Origin of the sequence: Comamonas sp. AG1104 (assembly GCF_003350425.1) — a bacterium.
Lineage (GTDB): Bacteria > Pseudomonadota > Gammaproteobacteria > Burkholderiales > Burkholderiaceae_C > Comamonas > Comamonas testosteroni.
This window is the reverse complement of sequence record NZ_QQAS01000005.1, coordinates 443,582-461,902: the sequence shown is the minus strand read 5'-3', so window position 1 is coordinate 461,902 and position 18,321 is coordinate 443,582. Positions and strand designations below refer to the sequence as shown.

Annotated in this window: 14 protein-coding genes; 13 read left to right on the top strand and 1 reads right to left on the bottom strand. The window is 61.6% G+C overall.

Going from position 1 to position 18,321, the window contains the following annotated elements:
- Positions 1 to 200: 200 nt before the first annotated feature.
- The 10 genes from DFO48_RS16800 to DFO48_RS16750 all read left to right on the top strand — a co-directional run bounded on the left by DFO48_RS16800 (position 201) and on the right by DFO48_RS16750 (position 13,602).
- On the top strand, positions 201 to 1,223 hold the full coding sequence (locus DFO48_RS16800; protein WP_114864156.1) for a DUF4123 domain-containing protein: 1,023 nt from the start codon (positions 201 to 203) through the stop codon (positions 1,221 to 1,223).
- Between the two features lie 187 nt (positions 1,224 to 1,410).
- A complete protein-coding gene (locus DFO48_RS16795) occupies positions 1,411 to 2,646 on the top strand; it encodes a branched-chain amino acid ABC transporter substrate-binding protein (protein ID WP_003053735.1) in 1,236 nt (411 codons plus the stop codon).
- Positions 2,647 to 2,876: 230 nt separating this feature from the next.
- Positions 2,877 to 4,112, top strand: coding sequence for a branched-chain amino acid ABC transporter substrate-binding protein (locus tag DFO48_RS16790; RefSeq protein WP_114864155.1), 1,236 nt, complete (start codon positions 2,877 to 2,879; stop codon positions 4,110 to 4,112).
- Positions 4,113 to 4,225: 113 nt separating this feature from the next.
- Positions 4,226 to 5,179 (top strand): branched-chain amino acid ABC transporter permease, encoded by a 954-nt coding sequence (locus DFO48_RS16785; protein ID WP_003069495.1) that lies wholly within the window; start codon positions 4,226 to 4,228, stop codon positions 5,177 to 5,179.
- Positions 5,180 to 5,182: 3 nt separating this feature from the next.
- On the top strand, positions 5,183 to 6,523 hold the full coding sequence (locus tag DFO48_RS16780) for a branched-chain amino acid ABC transporter permease (RefSeq protein WP_114864154.1): 1,341 nt from the start codon (positions 5,183 to 5,185) through the stop codon (positions 6,521 to 6,523).
- Between the two features lie 3 nt (positions 6,524 to 6,526).
- Positions 6,527 to 7,345: an ABC transporter ATP-binding protein gene (locus DFO48_RS16775; RefSeq protein WP_046460817.1), complete on the top strand. Its 819-nt coding sequence runs from the start codon at positions 6,527 to 6,529 to the stop codon at positions 7,343 to 7,345.
- 1 nt (position 7,346) lies between these two features.
- Positions 7,347 to 8,042 (top strand): ABC transporter ATP-binding protein, encoded by a 696-nt coding sequence (locus DFO48_RS16770; RefSeq protein ID WP_003069489.1) that lies wholly within the window; start codon positions 7,347 to 7,349, stop codon positions 8,040 to 8,042.
- Between the two features lie 241 nt (positions 8,043 to 8,283).
- Positions 8,284 to 10,383, top strand: coding sequence for a 3-hydroxyacyl-CoA dehydrogenase NAD-binding domain-containing protein (locus tag DFO48_RS16760; protein ID WP_114864153.1), 2,100 nt, complete (start codon positions 8,284 to 8,286; stop codon positions 10,381 to 10,383).
- A 45-nt stretch (positions 10,384 to 10,428) separates the two neighbouring features.
- The gene (locus DFO48_RS16755) at positions 10,429 to 11,604 is read left to right on the top strand and encodes an acetyl-CoA C-acyltransferase (protein WP_003069486.1); all 1,176 of its coding nucleotides are present in this window, start codon (positions 10,429 to 10,431) and stop codon (positions 11,602 to 11,604) included.
- Positions 11,605 to 11,742: 138 nt separating this feature from the next.
- The gene (locus DFO48_RS16750) at positions 11,743 to 13,602 is read left to right on the top strand and encodes an acyl-CoA dehydrogenase (RefSeq protein ID WP_114864152.1); all 1,860 of its coding nucleotides are present in this window, start codon (positions 11,743 to 11,745) and stop codon (positions 13,600 to 13,602) included.
- 60 nt (positions 13,603 to 13,662) lie between these two features.
- On the opposite strand, the gene DFO48_RS16745 is transcribed toward DFO48_RS16750, so the two are convergent.
- Positions 13,663 to 14,694, bottom strand: a complete 1,032-nt coding sequence (locus DFO48_RS16745; RefSeq protein WP_003077831.1) for a patatin-like phospholipase family protein — start codon at positions 14,692 to 14,694, stop codon at positions 13,663 to 13,665.
- 275 nt (positions 14,695 to 14,969) lie between these two features.
- On the opposite strand from DFO48_RS16745, the gene DFO48_RS16740 reads away from it, so the two are divergent.
- The 3 genes from DFO48_RS16740 (at position 14,970) to DFO48_RS16730 (ending at position 18,229) form a co-directional block, all read left to right on the top strand.
- Positions 14,970 to 16,235 carry an MFS transporter gene (locus tag DFO48_RS16740; RefSeq protein WP_114864151.1) on the top strand — a complete coding sequence of 422 codons (1,266 nt, stop codon included), beginning with the start codon at positions 14,970 to 14,972 and terminating at the stop codon, positions 16,233 to 16,235.
- A 176-nt stretch (positions 16,236 to 16,411) separates the two neighbouring features.
- Positions 16,412 to 16,921 carry a BON domain-containing protein gene (locus tag DFO48_RS16735; RefSeq protein WP_003077826.1) on the top strand — a complete coding sequence of 170 codons (510 nt, stop codon included), beginning with the start codon at positions 16,412 to 16,414 and terminating at the stop codon, positions 16,919 to 16,921.
- Positions 16,922 to 17,005: 84 nt separating this feature from the next.
- Entirely contained in the window at positions 17,006 to 18,229 is a 1,224-nt protein-coding gene (locus DFO48_RS16730) for a PLP-dependent transferase (RefSeq protein ID WP_114864150.1), read from the top strand.
- The last annotated feature ends 92 nt before the right edge of the window (positions 18,230 to 18,321 follow it).

Here is an 18,321-nt window from a genome sequence, read left to right as displayed (position 1 = left end):
TCGGATGGCGGTCCCGCCCACGACTTGCCGCGACGCCAGCTTCTCGCAGCCGCCTTGCTAGGCGGGCTGGGTGCATGGAGTCTTCCTGCAGCAGCCTGTGGGCCAGAGGCTGTCGCCCAGGCTGCACCGCGCAATGTGTGTCTGGAGTGCCTGGCACGTCGGGCGCAGCAGCGCTCTGCATTTGTGAACAAGGAGTTGCCATGAGCGCCGGGCCGCTCTGGCCGCAAGCAAGACCTGCACGCAAGAGCTGGCCTCTGCGCTGGTCGCAGCTCAATTCGACCGGCAAGCCAGCAAACAAGCCCTTGCAGCTGTATCTGTTGCTGGATGCGGCACAGAACCGTGACTTGTTGGCGCAGGTGCCGCAAAGCGGTGCCGAGGCCTTGTTTGCCTTCACGCGCGCGAGCAAGGAGGGCAAGCTCAGCCCCTGGCTGGTGCACCTTGGCAGCAGTGCTCAGGCCTTGAAAATGCCGCAGCAGGATCTTCTCGATGCCGTGCTCGATGTGGTGCAGGCCAGTCCCTGCGCCAGCCTGCTGGCAAGCGAATGCGAGATGCCGACGCTGCTGGCCCATCTGCGCCTGGCCATGGATCCAAGACTGCCTGACGGCGACGGCAGCTATCTTGCCTTCTGGGATCCGGCCGTGCTGGCGGCCTTGCTGGGGCAGAGCGATCCGGACACGCAATCCGGCATCGATCCCGTGCTGCAGCCCGCGCAGTGCCGGGCCTTGCTGGGGCCGGTCGCACGCTGGTGGTGCTGGAGTCGATCAGGCCGGTTGCATGAATATGCAGTGGCTGATTTTGCCGGGCCTGCGGCGCCCCTGCCGCTGCAGCTCGGCACCGCTCAGGTCGATGCGCTGGTAAAGGGCAATGTGCCCGATCTGCTGATCTACTACCTCAATCTGAATCAGACCCATCTGCGCGACAGATTGCCACCACTGGCCATGCACTGGTTTGTGCGTCAGCAACTGGTGTTTGCACACCGCCAGGGGCTAACCGGCACACGTGACCTGCTCAACTATCTGTGCCTGGCGCTGATTGCGGGTGCACGCTTTGATCAGTTGCCCGGAGTGGTCGAGCTGCTGGCAAGGGTCAAGGCCGGCAGGCTGAGCTTCGACCAGCTGATGCGCGATATAGGTCCGCTTCTGGATGGCAGGGAGTTGCCCGAGCCTCAGGTGCTGAGCAGCTCCAGCGGCCTGCCGCTGACGGAAAGCCAGTTACCGCTCTAGACTGTCGAAGTCAGAAGTGCCTCTGGCCCTTTATGTGCGGGAGACACCAGCTATGGTTTTTGAAGTTGTGGCCTGAGGTAAACCCTGCAGTCACCAATGTGATATGCGCTAGGGCAACCCCCAAGCCGCAGGCGCTGGCTTGCCCTTTAGTCTGGGCGTCGCTCATAAACACCAACGGAGACGCTCTATGAAGTTTGCAATCAAGGCTTTGACAGCATCGGTGATCCTGGCGTGCGCGGGGAGTGCGATGGCCCAGAAGGGTGAGACCGTCAAGGTCGCCTGGATTGACCCGCTCTCGGGCCTGATGGCAGCGCTGGGATCCAACCAGCTCAAAAGCCTGCAGTATGTGGCAGAGGAACTCAACAAGGGCAATGCTTCGGGGGTGAAGTTCGAGATCATCGGCATCGACAACAAGCTCAGCCCGCAGGAGACCACGGCCGCGTTGCGCTCGGCCATGGACCAGGGCGTGCGCTATGTGTTCCAGGGCAATGGCTCGGGCCCGGCGCTGGCCATCATGGATGCACTGGAAAAGCACAATGCGCGCAACAAGGGCAAGGAGGTCGTGTTCCTCAACTATGCGGCCGTGGACCCTGATCTGACCAACAGCAAGTGCAGCTACTGGCATTTCCGCCTCGATGCCGATACTTCCATGAAGATGGAGGCCTTGACCACGTATATGAAGGACGTGCCTGAGATCAAGAAGGTCTATCTGATCAACCAGAACTACTCGCATGGCCAGCAGGTGTCCAAGTACGCCAAGGAGATGCTCAAGCGCAAGCGCCCCGATGTGGAAGTCGTGGGTGATGATTTCTCGCCGCTGGCCCAGGTGCGCGACTTCGCGCCCTATGTGGCCAAGATCAAGCAGTCGGGCGCAGACACGGTGATCACCGGCAATTGGGGCTCGGATCTGGCGCTGCTCATCAAGGCCGCCAACGATGCGGGCCTGAACAACGTCAAGTTCTACACCTATTACGCCATTGCCACGGGTGCTCCCACGGCCATGGGTGCGGCGGCGGCAGGCAAGGTCTATATGGTGGGCTACGGCCACCTGAACATGCCCGGCGCCATGGACAAGATCGTCAAGGGCTTCAAGGCCAAGGTCAACGAGGATATGTACACCGGCACCGTGTACACGGGCCTGAACATGCTCGACCAGGCTTTTGCAAAAGCCAAGACCACCGACCCGGTCAAGGTCGCCGCGACCATGGAGGGCATGAAGTTCCAGAACTACAACGGCGAGGTCGAGATGCGCAAGAGCGATCACCAACTGCAGCAGGGCCTGTACATCGCGCGATGGGAGAAGGCCGGCGGCAAATACCCCATGGACTCCGAGAACACGGGCTATACCTTTGCACCCGTGAAGTACTTCGAGCCCTATGTGGCAAGCACTCCCACCAGCTGCCAGATGAAGCGTCCCTCCTGAGGCGATGCGAGAGAAGCGGATTTCGGGGCGCCCTGGTGGCGTCCTTTTTTATTCCCGGGTTTCATTCGTCTGCAAGTGCGAGCAGCTGTCGCGCAAGTGTCGCCAACTGCCGCGAATCGGCCCGGCAAGTCGCATGCGTGATAGTTCCTAAGGCTTTCCCCAGCGGGAAAAAGTCTACCGGCCGGTAGATTGGCGTCAGTCGCTAGCAAAAATGGTGAAAGGAGACAAGTATGAAATGGGTTATGCGAGCAGTGGCCGTCTCGGCCATGGCAGTGAGTGCAGGTGGAGCCTGGGCTCAGAAGGGCGAAACCGTCAAGGTCGCCTGGATTGATCCCTTGTCGGGTCTGATGGCTGCCGTGGGAACGAATCAGCTCAAGACCTTTCAACTGCTGGCGGAAGAGTTCAACAAGAAAAATGCCTCGGGCGTGAAGTTCGAGATCGTGGCACTGGACAACAAGCTCAGCCCGCAGGAGACCACGGCCGCGCTGCGCTCGGCCATGGATCAGGGCGTGCGCTATGTGACGCAGGGCAATGGCTCGGGCCCGGCGCTGGCGATCATGGATGCGCTGGAAAAGCACAATGCGCGCAACAAGGGCAAGGAGCTGCTCTATCTCAACTACGCGGCCGTGGATCCCGACCTGACCAACAGCAAGTGCAGCTACTGGCATTTCCGACTTGATGCCGATACCTCCATGAAGATGGAGGCGCTGACCACCTTCATGAAGGACGATGCCGAGGTCAAGAAGGTCTATCTGATCAACCAGAACTACGGGCATGGTCAGCAGGTGTCCAAGTACGCCAAGGACCTGCTCAAGAGAAAGCGTCCCGATGTGCAGATCGTGGGCGATGACTTTTCTCCGCTGGCCCAGGTACGCGACTTCGCGCCCTATGTAGCCAAGATCAAGCAGTCGGGAGCCGATACCGTGATCACCGGCAACTGGGGCGCGGATCTGTCGCTGCTGCTCAAGGCTGCCAACGACGCGGGCCTGAACAACGTCAAGTTCTATACCTATTACGCGTTTGGCGCCGGCGCTCCCACAGCCATGGGCGCGGCCTCCGACGGCAAGGTCTATACCGTGACCTACGGGCACTACAACATGGGCGCGCCGATTCAGGCCAGCATGGACAGCTTCAAGAAGAAGTTCAATGACGACCTGACGCAAAGCTCGATCTACCATGTGTTCGCCTTGCTGGATGCGGCCTTTGTCAAGACGGGATCCACCGACCCGGTCAAGGTTGCGGCGGTGCTTGAGGGCATGAAGCTCAAAAGCTTCAACGGCGATGTCGAGATGCGCAAGAGTGACCACCAGCTGCAGCAGGGCTTGTACATCTCGAAGTGGCAGAAGGCCGGCGGCAAGTTCCCCTATGACGCGGAAAACACCGGCTACACCTTCGCCCCCGTGAAGTACTACGAGCCCTATGTGGCCAGCACGCCCACCAGCTGCCAGATGAAGCGTCCGTCCTGAGTCAGGCTCGCATATTCTCACTCTCCCTCGTGCTGCAGCATCCGCACCCACAAGAGCGCATAACAGGTGCAGTGCTGCAGCGGTCTTTTTGCTAATGAGAACAAGGCAAGTCGATGACGCCTGAATTTTTCACCATATCGATGCTCAACGGAGTGAGCTACGGGCTGTTGCTTTTCATGCTCAGCTCAGGCCTGACGCTGATCTTCAGCATGATGGGCGTGCTGAATTTCGCCCACACCAGCTTCTACATGCTGGGCGCGTATTTCGCGTACACGCTCAGCGGCATCATCGGGTTCTGGCCCGCGCTCTTTTTCAGCCCGGTGCTGGTGGGCGTGCTGGGAGCGCTGTTCGAGCGCTACAGCCTGCGCCGCGTGCACAAATACGGCCATGTGCCCGAGCTGCTGGTGACCTTTGGCCTGTCCTATCTGATTCTGGAAGTGGTGCAGCTCGTCTGGGGGCGCGGCACAGTGCCTTATGCGCTGCCATCGGCGCTGCAGGGGCCGCTGTTTACCTTGTATGGCACACAGTTCCCCAAGTCGCGTTCCTTTGTGATGCTGGTGGCGCTGCTGATGCTGGTGGCCGTCTGGCTGCTGCTGACGCGCACGCGCATCGGCCTGGTGATTCAGGCCGCGCTCAAGAACCCGGAAATGGTGGAGGCGCTGGGCCACAACGTGCCGCGCGTGTTCATGCTGGTGTTTGGCGGCGGCTGCGCGCTGGCCGGTCTGGCCGGCGTGATTGGCGGCAACACCTATGTGACCGAGCCCGCCATGGCGGCCTCCGTGGGCTCCATCATTTTCGTGGTGGTGGTGGTGGGCGGCATGGGCTCGCTGGCGGGGGCTTTCGTGGCTTCGCTGCTGATCGGCGTGGTGCAGACCTTTGCCGTGGCGCTGGACTGGTCGCTGGCTGGCCTGTTCGCTTCCATGGGGCATCAGGTCAATGAATCCACCTTCGGCTGGCCCGTGCTGCGGCTGACGCTGTCGCAGGTTGCGCCCATCCTGCCTTACCTGTTCCTGGTGCTGATTCTGATCTTCCGCCCCAAGGGCTTGCTGGGTACCAGAGGGGATTGAGCCATGTCTTCGATTGCAAAAACATCCATGAATTCTTCTGCTGCCGACAAAGCTCGGGCTCAGGCGCATTACCGCTTCAAGCCCTTGAACATAGGGCGAATTCTGATCTGGGGCCTGTTTGCGCTGGCGCTGATCGTGGCACCGCTGATCTTCACCAGCTCGCTGGCTCTGACCATGCTCAGCCAGATCGGCTATCTGATCATCATCTGCCTGTCCTACAACATCCTGCTGGGGCAGGGCGGCATGCTGAGCTTCGGGCATGCTGTCTACACCGGCCTCGGATCGTTCCTGGCCATTCATGCCATGAACAAGGCCGCTGCTGGCGAGATGGCCATTCCGCTGGTGCTGATTCCCATCGTGGGCGGCCTGGCGGGCATGTTCTTCGCGGCGCTCTTCGGCTATGTGACGACCAAGAAATCGGGTACCACCTTTGCCATGATCACCATGGGGCTGGGAGAGCTGGTGGCGTCCATGGCGCTGATGTTTCCCGAGTTCTTCGGCGGCGAGGGTGGCATCACCACGGACCGGGTCTACAGCAAGTTCTTCGGGCTGGATTTCGGCTCGGGCCTGCAGGTGTACTACCTGATTGCCGTGTACTGCTTCGTCTGCACTGCTGCCATGTTTGCCTTCACCGGCACGCCGCTGGGGCGCATGCTGAACGCCGTGCGCGACAACCCGGAGCGCGTGGAATTCGTGGGCTACAACACCCAGCGCGTGCGCTACTTCGCCTTCATCATCGCGGGCTTTTTTGCGGGCATCGGTGGCGGCTTGACGGCCATCAACTTCGAGATCATCACGGCCATGGACAGTGTCAGCGTGGTGCGCTCGGGCGGCTATCTGCTGTTCACCTTCCTGGGCGGCGCCACCTTCTTCTTCGGCCCCATCATCGGTGCCGTGCTGCTGGTGCTGGCATCGGTGCTGCTGTCCGAGCTGACCAAGGCCTGGCTGCTGTACCTGGGCCTGGTGTTCCTGCTCATGGTCATGTATGCCCCCGGCGGTGTGGCCAGCCTGATCATGATGAATCTGCGCGTAGCCAAGTTCGGTCATTTCAAGCGCCTGCTCATGCCCTATCTGGGCATTCTGGCGGCCGGCATCGTGACCGTGGTCGGTGCCGCGTCGCTGATCGAGATGATCTATCACATGCAGCTCAATGCGGCGCTGGGCCCCAAGGTGCCCTTCATGGAAGCTGAGCTGGACACCGGTGCTGCCTCCACCTGGACCGTGGCGATTGTGGTGTTCGTGGTGGGCCTGGGCCTGCTGGAGGGCGTGCGCCGACTGACGGCCCGTCGCTGGGGTCGCATTCAGGAAGCGATTGAAGAAAGCATCAAGAAAGGGGAGGGCTGAACCATGTCCAGCATCGCCATCCATCAACCGGCTGCGCAAGCGGCGCAGCAGTCAGGCCATGCACTGGAGCTGCGCGATCTGCGCAAGAGCTTCGGCAAGACAGAAATCATTCGCGGCGCCAACCTGGCGGTCAATGCCGGCGAACGTATTGCCATCATCGGCCCCAACGGCGCGGGCAAGAGCACGTTGTTCAATCTGATCAGCGGCCGTTTCGAGCCCAGCAGCGGCGAGGTGCTGCTGCACGGCCAGCGTATCAACGGCAAAAAGCCGTTCGAGATCAACCGCATGGGGCTGTCGCGCAGCTTTCAGATCACGAACATCTTTCCCAAGCTATCGGTGTTTGAAAACCTGCGCTGCAGCGTGCTCTGGAGTCTGGGCTATCGCTATAGCTTCTGGCGCTTTCTCTCCAATCTGCATGACGCCAACGAACGCGCCAATGAGCTGATGGAGATGATCGGTCTGCACCGCAAGCGCGACACGCTGGCCGTGAACCTGACCTATGCCGAGCAGCGTGCGCTGGAGATCGGCATCACCATCGGCGGCGGTGCCAGCGTCATCTTGCTGGACGAACCCACGGCCGGCATGAGCAACAGCGAAACCGCGCATTTCATCCAGCTGATCAAGAAGGTTACCGAAGGCAAGACGCTGCTGACCGTGGAGCACGACATGGGCGTGGTCTTCGGGCTGGCGGACAAGATTGCCGTGGTGGTCTACGGCGAGGTCATCGCCTATGACACGCCTGAAGCCGTGCGTGCCAACGCCAGAGTGCAAGAAGCATATCTGGGATCTTCCGTCGCAGACCAACAGGCAGGAGCGCATTGAGATGCTGAAGATCAACGATTTGCATGCCTACTACGGCAAAAGCCATGTGCTGCATGGCGTGGACTTCGAGGTCCATGCCGGCGAGATCGTGGCCTTGCTGGGGCGTAACGGCTCGGGCCGCTCCACCACAGCCAAGGCCATCATGGGACTGGTGCACTGGGAGGGGGCACTGGACTGGAAAGGCAAGAACCTGCATGGCAAGAAAGCCTATGAGGTGGCCCATCTGGGTATCGGCTATGTGCCGGAGAGCCGCGATGTGTTCCCCAATCTGACCGTACATCAGAACCTGATGCTGGGGCAGAAAGGCAAGGGCAAAGGCAGCCGCTGGGGTTTTGACGATATGTATGCCATGTTTCCCCGCCTCAAGGAGCGTCAGCACACCGAGGCCGGCGTGATGTCGGGCGGCGAGCAGCAGATGCTCACACTCTGCCGCACGCTGATGGGCGACCCGGATCTCATCATCATCGACGAACCCACGGAAGGGCTGGCACCCAAGATCGTGGAGCTGGTGGGCGAATACCTCAAGAAGATCAAGGATCGCGGCGTGTCCGTGCTGCTGATCGAGCAAAAGCTCACTATCGCCATGAATATCTCGGATCGGGCCCTGGTCATGGGCCATGGACATATCGTGTTTGACGGCACCCCTGAGACCCTCAGGGCGAACGAAAAGGTTCGCAAGGAGTGGCTGGAGGTGTGAGCTGACACACCCCTTGAGCGGCTTTGCCGCTTCCCCCTCTCTCGCTTTGCGGGAGGGGGACGACATCCTTGCTGCGGGGCGGTGGGGCCGCCCAGGCCCTTGCTTGATGTCTTTGACATGAGGTGTGCTCATTGTGTGAGCTGTCTCGCTCAGGACAAGCATCAGTTGCGCAACGCAGCAAAATTCGGAAAATAAAAACGCACGACCGTTCTTTTCTATTTATTGAACAGGGGACAACAGCATGACTGCTGAATACAAAGTGGACGGAGCCATCGCCGTCATTACCTTGAACAACCCGCCGGTCAACGGCCTGGGTCTGGCCACCAGACGAGGTGTGGTCGAAGGTTTGCGCCAGGCTCTGGCGGATGATGCCGTCAAGGCCATCGTCATTACCGGCGCTGGCAAGGCTTTCTCGGGCGGAGCCGATATCACCGAGTTCGGCAAGGAAGATGCCTACCGCGAGCCGCATCTGATCTCGGTCATCCAGCAGTTGGACCTGTCGACCAAGCCCGTGATTGCTGCGATTCACAGCGTCTGCATGGGGGGCGGGCTGGAGCTGGCGCTGGGCTGTCATTACCGCATTGCCGCCCCTGGCACGGCCGTGGCACTGCCAGAGGTCAAGCTGGGCCTGCTGCCAGGCGCCGGCGGCACCCAGCGCCTGCCGCGTGTACTGGGTGTGGAAGCCGCTCTCAACATGATCGTCAGCGGCGAGACTGTGATGAGCGAAATGCTTGCCATGCTGCCCGGCCAGAAGCTGTTCAACAAGATGTCTGCATCGGCCGAGACGCTGCTGGCCGAGGCCAAGGCCTTGGCGCTGGAGGTCGCCGATGTCCGCCCGCTGCCGCGTGTGCGTGACCTGTCCTGCAAGCATCCCCAGGGCGAGGCCTATTTCGAGTTTGCCGCCACCATGGTGCAGGGCATGTCCAAGAACTTCCCTGCGCCCCTGCGCTGTCTTGAGGCCGTCAAGAACGCCACGACCAAGAAGTTCGACGATGGCATGGTGGCCGAGCGCGAAGCCTTCATGCAGCTGATGATGACGCCCGAGTCGCGTTCGCTGCGCCATCTGTTCATGGCCGAGCGTGCCGCCTCCAAGATCCCAGATGTGCCCGGTGATACACCGGTGCGCGAGATCCGCACCGTGGGCGTGATCGGCGCCGGCACCATGGGCGGCGGCATTTCCATGAATTTCCTGAATGCGGGCATTCCCGTCACGATTCTGGAGACCAAGCAGGAAGCCCTGGATCGCGGTGTGGCGACCATCCGCAAGAACTACGAGGCTCAGGTCAAGAAGGGCAAGCTCTCCGAGCAGAAGTACGAGCAGCGCATGGGCCTGCTGTCCACCACGCTCAACTATGGCGACCTGAAGAATGCCGACCTCATCATCGAGGCCGTGTTCGAGGAGCTGGGCGTGAAGGAGCAGGTCTTCAAGCAGCTCGATGAAGTGACCAAGCCCGGTGCGATTCTGGCATCCAACACCTCCACGCTCGATGTGGACAAGATTGCCGCTTTCACCAAGCGTCCTCAAGACGTGGTGGGCATGCATTTCTTCAGTCCCGCCAATGTGATGAAGCTGCTGGAAGTGGTGCGCGGCAAGGCCACAGCCAAGGATGTGCTGGCCACGGTGATGAAGGTGGGCAAGAAGATCAAGAAGACGGCCGTGGTCTCCGGCGTCTGCGACGGCTTCATCGGCAACCGCATGATCGAGCAGTACTCGCGCCAGGCCGGCTTCCTGCTGGACGAAGGTGCATCGCCACAGCAGGTGGACAAGGCCATCGAGAAGTTCGGCTTTGCCATGGGCCCGTTCCGCATGGGCGATCTGGCGGGCAACGACATCGGTTGGGCGATTCGCAAGCGCCGTTATGTCGAAAAACCCGATATGAAGTACAGCGCCAGTGCGGACCGTCTGTGCGAGCTGGGCCGCTTTGGCCAGAAGACCGGTGCGGGCTGGTATGACTATGTGCCTGGCAAGCGCGATGCCATCCCTTCGGAGGTGGTAGCCAAGATGATCGACGAGCACCGCAAGAGCCTGGGTATCACGCCGCGCAAGATCTCCGACGAGGAAATCGTGCAGCGCCTGGTCTATGCGCTGGTCAACGAAGGCGCGCACATTCTGGAGGACGGCATTGCCAGCAAGTCCGGCGACATCGACATGGTGTATCTGACCGGCTACGGCTTTCCGCTGTGGCGCGGCGGCCCTATGCACTATGCGGGCGAGGTTGGCCTGTTCAACGTGGTTCAGGCCATGGGGCGCTTTGCCCAGAACCCCAACGACGATGCCAAGTTCTGGCAGCCCGCACCGCTGCTGGCCAAGCTGGCCGCCGAAGGCAAGCAGTTCAGCTAGGCGCGGACGATTTGCCACGAAACACCCAGAATCAAAGGACAGAACATGACATCCGCAGTGATTGTTTCTACCGCGCGCACTCCGCTGGCCAAGAGCTGGAAGGGCGCTTTCAACATGACTTACGGTCCCACCCTGGGGGCCCACGCCGTCAAGGCCGCAGTGGAGCGCGCCGGCATTGAGGGTGCCGAGGTCGAGGACGTGATCATGGGCATGTCCCTGCCCGAAGGCACGACCGGCGGCAACGTCGCCCGTCTGATCGCCATGCGTGCAGGTCTGCCGGTCACTACATCGGGCCTGACCATCAACCGCTTCTGCTCCTCGGGCCTGCAGGCGATTGCGCTGGCTGCCCAGCGCATCATCGCGGGCGAGAACGATGTGCTGGTGGCGGGCGGTCTGGAGAGCATCTCCTGCGTGCAGCCCCACCTGAATCCGCACATGGCTTTCGATCCCGAGCTGACGGCCATGAAGCCAGAGATCTACTGGAGCATGCTGCAGACTGCCGAGCAGGTGGCCAAGCGCTACAACATCAGTCGCGATGCCCAGGATGAGTACGGCGCCTCCAGCCAGCAGAAAGCGGCTGCGGCACAGGCGGCCGGCCTGTTCGAAGCGGAAATTGCTCCCATGAAGACCGTCATGGGCGTGGCCGACAAGGTGCGCGGCCTGATCACCAAGGAGGTGACCGTCAGCAAGGATGAGGGCATTCGCGAGGGCACGACCAAGGAAGGCATCAGCGGTCTGCGCAGCGCGCTGCCCGGCGGGGTGATCACGGCCGGCAATGCGAGCCAGTTCTCCGACGGGGCCGGCGCCTGCGCCGTGGTCAGCGAGGAATACGCCTCGCGCAAGGGCCTCAAGCCCCTGGGCCGTTTCCTGGGCTTTGCCGTGGCTGGCTGCGAGCCAGACGAAATGGGCATCGGCCCCATCTACGCCATTCCCAAGGTGCTCAAGAAGCTGGGTCTGTCGATCAACGATATCGACCTGTGGGAGCTCAACGAAGCCTTTGCCGTGCAGGTCATCTACTGCCGCGACAAGCTGGGCATTCCGGCCGACAGGCTCAACGTCAACGGCGGCGCGATTGCCGTGGGCCACCCCTATGGTGTCTCGGGCCAGCGCCTGACGGGGCATGCACTGATCGAAGGCAAGCGCCGCGGCGCCAAGCGTGTCTGCGTGACCATGTGCATCGGCGGAGGCATGGGCGCGGCGGGCGTGTTTGAAGTGCTGTAAGCAAGGCTTTGGCCAAGCCGCCTTCTGGCCACCTTGGGGTAGGGGCTGGAGGCGGCTTTTTTCTCCTCTGGATATATGAAATTGATAGCTTTTATCGCTTTGTCCATAAGCGATGAAGCATGTTTTGATGGGTAATCTATGCGCCTGCGTTCCACCATTGACTTTCTGCTCTACGACTGGCTGCAGGCCGAAGGCCTGACCAGCCGCTCACGCTTTGCCGATCATTCGCGTGATACCTTTGATGCGGTGATGGATACCTGCGAGCGCATCGCGCGCGAGAAATACGCGCCCTTCAACCGCACGGTGGACTTGCAGGAGCCGCAGTTCGACGGCGAAAAAGTCATCCTGCCCCAATGCACCTATGAAGCCCGCGAGGCCTATGCCGACTCGGGCATGCTCAGTGCTGCCCAGGACTACGAGATGGGCGGCATGCAGCTGCCCTACACGGTGGAGGCGGCGGCCAACTGTTTTTTTGCAGCGGCCTCGATCAGCATTGGCTCGAACATGCTGACCTCGGGCAATGCCAACGCCATCATGGCCCATGGCACCGAGCGGCAGAAAAAAGTCTTTGCCGCCAATGAGTTCAACGGCCGCTGGGCCGGAACCATGGCCTTGTCCGAGCCGCAGGCGGGCTCGTCGCTGTCGGATATCGCCACGCGTGCCGAGCCCGATGGCATCGAGCATGAGAGTGACGCGCTGGGGCCGCGCTATCGCCTCAAGGGCAACAAGATGTGGATCAGCTCGGGCGACCACGAGATGACCGAGAACATCGTGCATCTGGTGCTGGCCAAGATTCCCGGCGCTGATGGCAAGACCATTGCCGGCGTGAAGGGCATTTCGCTGTTCATCGTGCCCAAGAAGCTGGTCGATGCCGAAGGGCGGCTGACCGGCGAGCGCAACGATGTGGCCCTGGCAGGCCTCAACCACAAGCTGGGCTGGCGCGGAACGACCAATACCTTGCTCAATTTTGGCGAAGGCAAATACCCGGTGCGCGGCCAGCATGGCGGGGGCCTGGATGGCCGCGGCGCGGGTGCGATCGGCTACCTGGTCGGCAAGCCCGGCGAGGGCCTGAAGTGCATGTTCCACATGATGAACGAGGCGCGCATCTCCATCGGCATGGCGGCCTCCATGCTGGGCATGGCCGGCTATCACGCCAGTCTCGAATATGCGCAAAGCCGCCCACAGGGCAGGCCCATAGGCGAGGGCGGCAAGGATGCGAGCCGGCCGCAGTCGCGCATCATCGAGCATGCCGACGTCAAGCGCATGCTGCTGGCGCAGAAGGCCTATTGCGAAGGCGCGCTGGCCCTGAACCTGCTGTGCGCGAGACTGGTGGACGAGCAGTACACCGGCCAGAGCCAGGAGGCGGCAGAAGCCAGGCTGCTGCTGGAGGTGCTGACGCCGGTGGCCAAGAGCTGGCCCAGCGAGTTCTGCCTGGAAGCCAATTCGCTGGCCATCCAGATCCATGGTGGCTACGGCTATACGCGCGACTTCGCGGTCGAGCAGTACTGGCGAGACAACCGCCTGAACATGATTCACGAGGGCACGCACGGCATCCAGGCCATGGATCTGCTGGGCCGCAAGGTCGTCATGGACGGCGGCAAGGGGCTGCAGCTGCTGGCGGCACGCATCAACGTCACCATCCAGCGAGCCATGCAGCATGAGAAGCTGGGCACCTATGCCAACCAGCTGGCGCGTGCGCTGGCCGATGTTGGATCAACCACCAAGGCGGCCTGGGCCACGGGCAATCCGCAGGATGCACTGGCCAATGCCGTGCCCTATATGCAGGCCTTCGGTCACCTGGTGCTGGCATGGATCTGGCTGGATGTCGCGCTGGCCGTACTGGCCATGGACAAGGATCTTGCCATTGCAGCTCATCGCGGCAGCATGGCGGCGCAGCGCTACTTCTTCCATTACGAGTTGCCGCGCATCGGTGCCTGGCTACAGGTGGTCAAGGCGCGCGACATGACCTGTGCAGCGATGGAGGAAGATGCGTTCTGAGCCTCGCAGCGTTGCAAAAAGGCCCGCGTCAGCGGGCCTTTTTCATGGGGCAGGTTCAGCTCAGGGCTTTTCGCAGTTGCCGCTCATGCCCACCATGCCGGAAAGCTTTTGAAGGCTGGAGCGCTGCTTCAGGCAGTCCTGATAGCTGGCTTCGGCGGCCTTTTGCTGCGCTACCTGAGTGGCCTTGGCGCGTTCGGCGCGCAGCTGGGCGATGCGTTCGCGAATCTGCGGCATCAGTGCAGTGGCGGCCTTCTCGCCTTCCACAATCGCATGGCTGCGCTGCGCGAAGTCGGCCGGGCCGATGTCCAGCACCTTGGGACGAATGATGATGTCGGCTCGCGCCAGCTCGGCCTGACCCAGCTTCTGGCCCATGATGGCAATCGACTGATTGAGCGCGCCCAGCATATTGGCCGGGGTCTTGCCGCTGGCCTTGTTGGAGATGTCCACGGCAATCACGATGTCGGCCCCCAGATTGCGCACGGCATCGACCGGCACGGGGCTGACAATGCCGCCGTCCACATAGTGGTACTTTCCGATGGTGACGGGCTGGAACACGCCCGGCACGCTGCTGGAGGCGCGCACGGCCTGTCCCACATTGCCACGTGCAAACACCGTGCGTTCACCGTCTTCCAGGCGCGTGGAGATGGCGACAAAGGGCTTGGTCATCTGCTCCAGCGGCTTGCGGTGGACTTGTTCATTCACATAGTCCTCAAGCTTCTGCCCCAGTACCAGACCGCCAGCGGACAGTTGCAGGTCGCGGATCTTGGCCTCGTCCAGCGCCACGGCTTTTTCCTGCAGCTCAAAGGCGTTCATGCCGCTTGCATAGAGCGCACCCACCACGCTGCCGGCGCTGGTGCCGGCCACGAACGAGGGCGTGAGGCCATTGGCCTCGAGCATCTTGATGACGCCGATATGGGCAAAGCCCTTGGCCGCACCGCCGCCCAGCGCCAGACCGATCTTGATCGGGGGGGCTGACGTGGTTGCGGTGGGCGGCTCGGGTGTCGCTGCGGGGCTGGGGGGATTGCTGCCGCAGGCGGCAAGGCCAAGCAGACTCAAACAGACCAAGGGGCGCAAAAAAACGTTCAGGCGCATGCCGGGAAATCCTGCTGTCATTAGGGCGCAAAGTATAGCGACGGGTGTTTGATGCGTTGACGTACTGGTTTTGATCGTCAAAAAGCATAGCCCCCTGTGCTTGGCAGCAAATAGTTTGGGGCATATATCCTTTGTTTGGCCTATGCGTGCCGATGCGGCTGTGCAGACAATGTTCTCATCACACGCAGGTGGCTGGCCCGCTCTGACGGCGCGACAGGACGAACGCCTGAGCGCTCTGACCCTGTCGCAGGCCCGGCCCGATCAAGAGGCAGCAAATGTCGCAAAGCAATACATGGCAGGCCGGCGCCACAACGGCACAGGCCTCGGTCTGGTGGGTGGGTTTCGGCCTGGTAGTGGGAGTGCTGGGGGCGGCGCTGATCAGTCCGCTTTATGCGCTCTATCAGCAGGCCTGGCAGTTGCGGCCCAGCGATATCTCGCTGATCTATGTGCTTTATATGTGCGGCGGGCTGTGCGCCCTGCTGTTTCTGGGGCGCCTGCCCGACCGCATCGGCTTTCAGCGCGTGATGCTGTGTTTCCTGTGTCTGACGCTGGTGGGCACCCTGATCTCCATGCTGGCCTGGAATCTGCCCAGTCTGATCGTCGGGCGCTTCATGGTGGGGGTGTCGTCAAGCCTCATCACCATCAGCGCCACCACGGGGCTGACACTGCTGGCTGCCAGCGGAAGTACCGGTCTGCAGCCTCGGCGCGTGGCCATGGTGGCCAGCTTTCTCAATGTGCTGGGCTTTGGTCTGGGGCCCTTGATCGGTGGCATGGCGGGGCAGTGGCTGCCTCAGCCCTTGACGACGGCCTATCTGGTGCCGCTGGTGCTGGGCTGCATCGGTGTGGCGGGCGTTGTCATGCTCAAGCTGCCGGAGTCGGTGCAGCGGGATGTGGACCAACTGGGACAGGCCCCCGAACGTCTGCACTGGCGGGACTGTCTGCCGCGGCTGACCTGGCCTGTGCGCGAGGATTCCCTGGCTTTTGCACTGACCTGCGGCTATCCGTTCGTGGCGTTCGGCGTATTCGGACTGTATGCCTCCATGGCGCCGCTGTTTCTGCAGCAGATGATCCCCTGGAGCGGCCCTATGGTCAGCGGTACGGCCATTGCGGTGATTTTGCTCGTCTCTGCGGGCATTCAGCTGGTGGCTGCCAGCCTGCCGCTGCACCGCTGCGGTTTTGCCGGCATGGCGCTGCTGGTGCTGATCAACGGCATGCTGTTGCTGAATCTGCAACTGCAATCAACGCTGCTGTTCATCTTGGGCGTGGGCTTGACGGCACTGGGACATGGCTTGTGCATGCTGGCCGGCATGACCATGGTGGGCCGTCTTGCCAGGCCCGATAACCGGGCGGGCATGTTGTCTACCTATCAGACCATCGGTTTGCTGGGATCCATGCTGCCCATGATGGCAGTGGGCTGGATTGCCGACCACTGGAGCGTGAAGCTGGCCGTGAGCCTGTTTGCCTGCTTTGTCATGCTGTTGGCTACCCTGCTGGGCTTGGCATTTGCGCGCCATCCGCGCATGCAAGGGGTTGCGGATTAGTGCATGGCTTGCATAGAGTTTCTGTAAATCACAGAAGAAAACATTTATTAATTAAATGTCACAAATTCGGACAAATTTGTCCTACAGGGATGCGGGAAAAGTTCGTATCCGGGCCAAAATGGTGGCTGGTTACAGTTGACCGTCATGTTTTTGCAAGCATTAAGGGAGAAATCGATATGACCACTATGTTCAAGCGTTCCGCTCAAGTTCTGGCCATTACCGCCTTGGCCTTTGGCTTGGCTGCCTGCGGCAAGTCCGACGACAACAAGACCGCTGGCCAGAAGCTCGATTCCGCCATTTCCCAGACCGAGAAGGCTGCGGAAAATGCAGGCAGCAAGATTGAAGAAGGTACGGCCAAGGCCGGCGATGCAGCTGCCGATGCATTGGCAAAGGCTGGTGAAGCTACTGGTGCCGCCATGGAAAAGGCAGGCAACAAGATGGAGGAAGGCGCTGCCAAGGCGGGTGCTGCCCTCGATGACGCTGGCATCACCGCTGCCGTCAAGACCGATTTGATCAAGGCCCCGGAAATCAGCGCTCTGCAGATCAATGTGGACACCAAGGGCGGCGCAGTGACCTTGACCGGCACCGTGCCCAGCGAAGCTGTCAAGACCCAGGCCGGCGATATCGCCAAGGCAGCCAAGGGCGTGACCTCGGTCAACAACAATCTGACCGTGAAGGCAGGCTGAGACCTTTCAGTCTGCATCTCGCATGAAGCCAGAGCGCGCAAGCCCTCTGGCTTTTTTGTGGCTGCATGGCACTAAGATCAGGGCATGACCCAAGCCGACCACAAGCTTTCCACCCATCTGATCCACCATCCCTACAAGCCACCCACGGACTTCGAAGGCCCGCAGCCGGCCGTGCACAAGGCCTCGACCGTGTACTTCGAGAACGTGCAGGCGATGCGCGAACGCCGCTGGCTGGACAAGAGCAGCTACACCTACGGCCTGCATGGCACGCCCACGACCTATGCCCTGGAAGAGCGTCTGGCCTCGCTGGAGGGCGGTCTGCAATGTCTGCTGGTGCCCAGCGGCCTGGCCGCGATTGCTACGGTGTCGCTGGCGCTGCTCAGGACGGGTGACGAGGTGCTGGTGCCCGATAACGCATACGGTCCCAACAAGACGCTGACCGAGGGCGAGCTGGCCCATTTCGGCATTCGCCATCAGTACTACGACCCCATGAGCGTCGAGGATCTGGCGGCCAAGATCACGCCGGCTACCAAGCTGGTCTGGCTGGAGGCTCCGGGCTCGGTGACCATGGAGTTCCCGAATCTCGTCGAGCAGGTGCGCCTGTGCCGCGCCAGGGGCGTGACCATGGTGCTGGACAACACCTGGGGCGCGGGCCTGGCTTTTCGCCCCTTCGACCTGCTGGGCGACGGCAGCCTGGGCGTCGATGTCACGGCCCATGCCCTGACCAAGTACCCCAGCGGCGGCGGCGATGTGCTGATGGGCAGCATCATCACGCGCAACCAGCCCCTGCATATGCGCATCAAGCTCGCGCACATGCGCCTGGGTCTGGGCGTGAGCGGCAACGACGCAGAGTCCGTGCTGCGCAGCCTGCCCAGCATCGGCCTGCGCTATCACGCACAGGATCGCTCGGCACGCCAGCTGGCGCAGTGGCTGGCCACCCAGAGTGCTGTGGCGCAGGTCTTGCACCCCGCCATGCCTGACGCCCCTGGCCATGCTTGCTGGAAGCAGCTGTGCGCACAAGGCCAGGGCCAGGATGGCGTGGCTGCCGGTCTGTTCAGTGTGGTCATCGACGAGCGCTTCGATCAGGCGGCCGTGGATCGCTTCTGCGACAACCTGCGCCTGTTCAAGCTGGGCTACAGCTGGGGCGGGCCTGTGAGCCTGGTCGTGCCCTACGAGCTGCCCGAGATGCGCAGCCGTGCCACACCGCATATCAAGGCGGGGACCGTGGTGCGCTTTGCCATCGGCCTCGAAGATACGGCCGATTTGCAGGCTGATCTGGCCCAGGCGCTGCTCAAGGCCTTTGGTTGATGCTATTTAATTAGGAGCTTTAAGCGCCTGTGAATAAACGATTTCATTATCATTATTGTCTGAAATCAATATTTGATAGGCGCTATAAGCTC

Coding starts and splice junctions, on each gene's coding strand:
- DFO48_RS16760 (WP_114864153.1), top strand. CDS start 8,284: ATGACTGCTGAATACAAAGTGGACGGAGCCATCGCCGTCATTACCTTG.
- DFO48_RS16780 (WP_114864154.1), top strand. CDS start 5,183: ATGTCTTCGATTGCAAAAACATCCATGAATTCTTCTGCTGCCGACAAA.
- DFO48_RS16745 (WP_003077831.1), bottom strand. CDS start 14,694: ATGCGCCTGAACGTTTTTTTGCGCCCCTTGGTCTGTTTGAGTCTGCTT.
- DFO48_RS16755 (WP_003069486.1), top strand. CDS start 10,429: ATGACATCCGCAGTGATTGTTTCTACCGCGCGCACTCCGCTGGCCAAG.
- DFO48_RS16795 (WP_003053735.1), top strand. CDS start 1,411: ATGAAGTTTGCAATCAAGGCTTTGACAGCATCGGTGATCCTGGCGTGC.
- DFO48_RS16800 (WP_114864156.1), top strand. CDS start 201: ATGAGCGCCGGGCCGCTCTGGCCGCAAGCAAGACCTGCACGCAAGAGC.
- DFO48_RS16730 (WP_114864150.1), top strand. CDS start 17,006: ATGACCCAAGCCGACCACAAGCTTTCCACCCATCTGATCCACCATCCC.
- DFO48_RS16785 (WP_003069495.1), top strand. CDS start 4,226: ATGACGCCTGAATTTTTCACCATATCGATGCTCAACGGAGTGAGCTAC.
- DFO48_RS16770 (WP_003069489.1), top strand. CDS start 7,347: ATGCTGAAGATCAACGATTTGCATGCCTACTACGGCAAAAGCCATGTG.
- DFO48_RS16775 (WP_046460817.1), top strand. CDS start 6,527: ATGTCCAGCATCGCCATCCATCAACCGGCTGCGCAAGCGGCGCAGCAG.
- DFO48_RS16740 (WP_114864151.1), top strand. CDS start 14,970: ATGTCGCAAAGCAATACATGGCAGGCCGGCGCCACAACGGCACAGGCC.
- DFO48_RS16790 (WP_114864155.1), top strand. CDS start 2,877: ATGAAATGGGTTATGCGAGCAGTGGCCGTCTCGGCCATGGCAGTGAGT.
- DFO48_RS16735 (WP_003077826.1), top strand. CDS start 16,412: ATGACCACTATGTTCAAGCGTTCCGCTCAAGTTCTGGCCATTACCGCC.
- DFO48_RS16750 (WP_114864152.1), top strand. CDS start 11,743: ATGCGCCTGCGTTCCACCATTGACTTTCTGCTCTACGACTGGCTGCAG.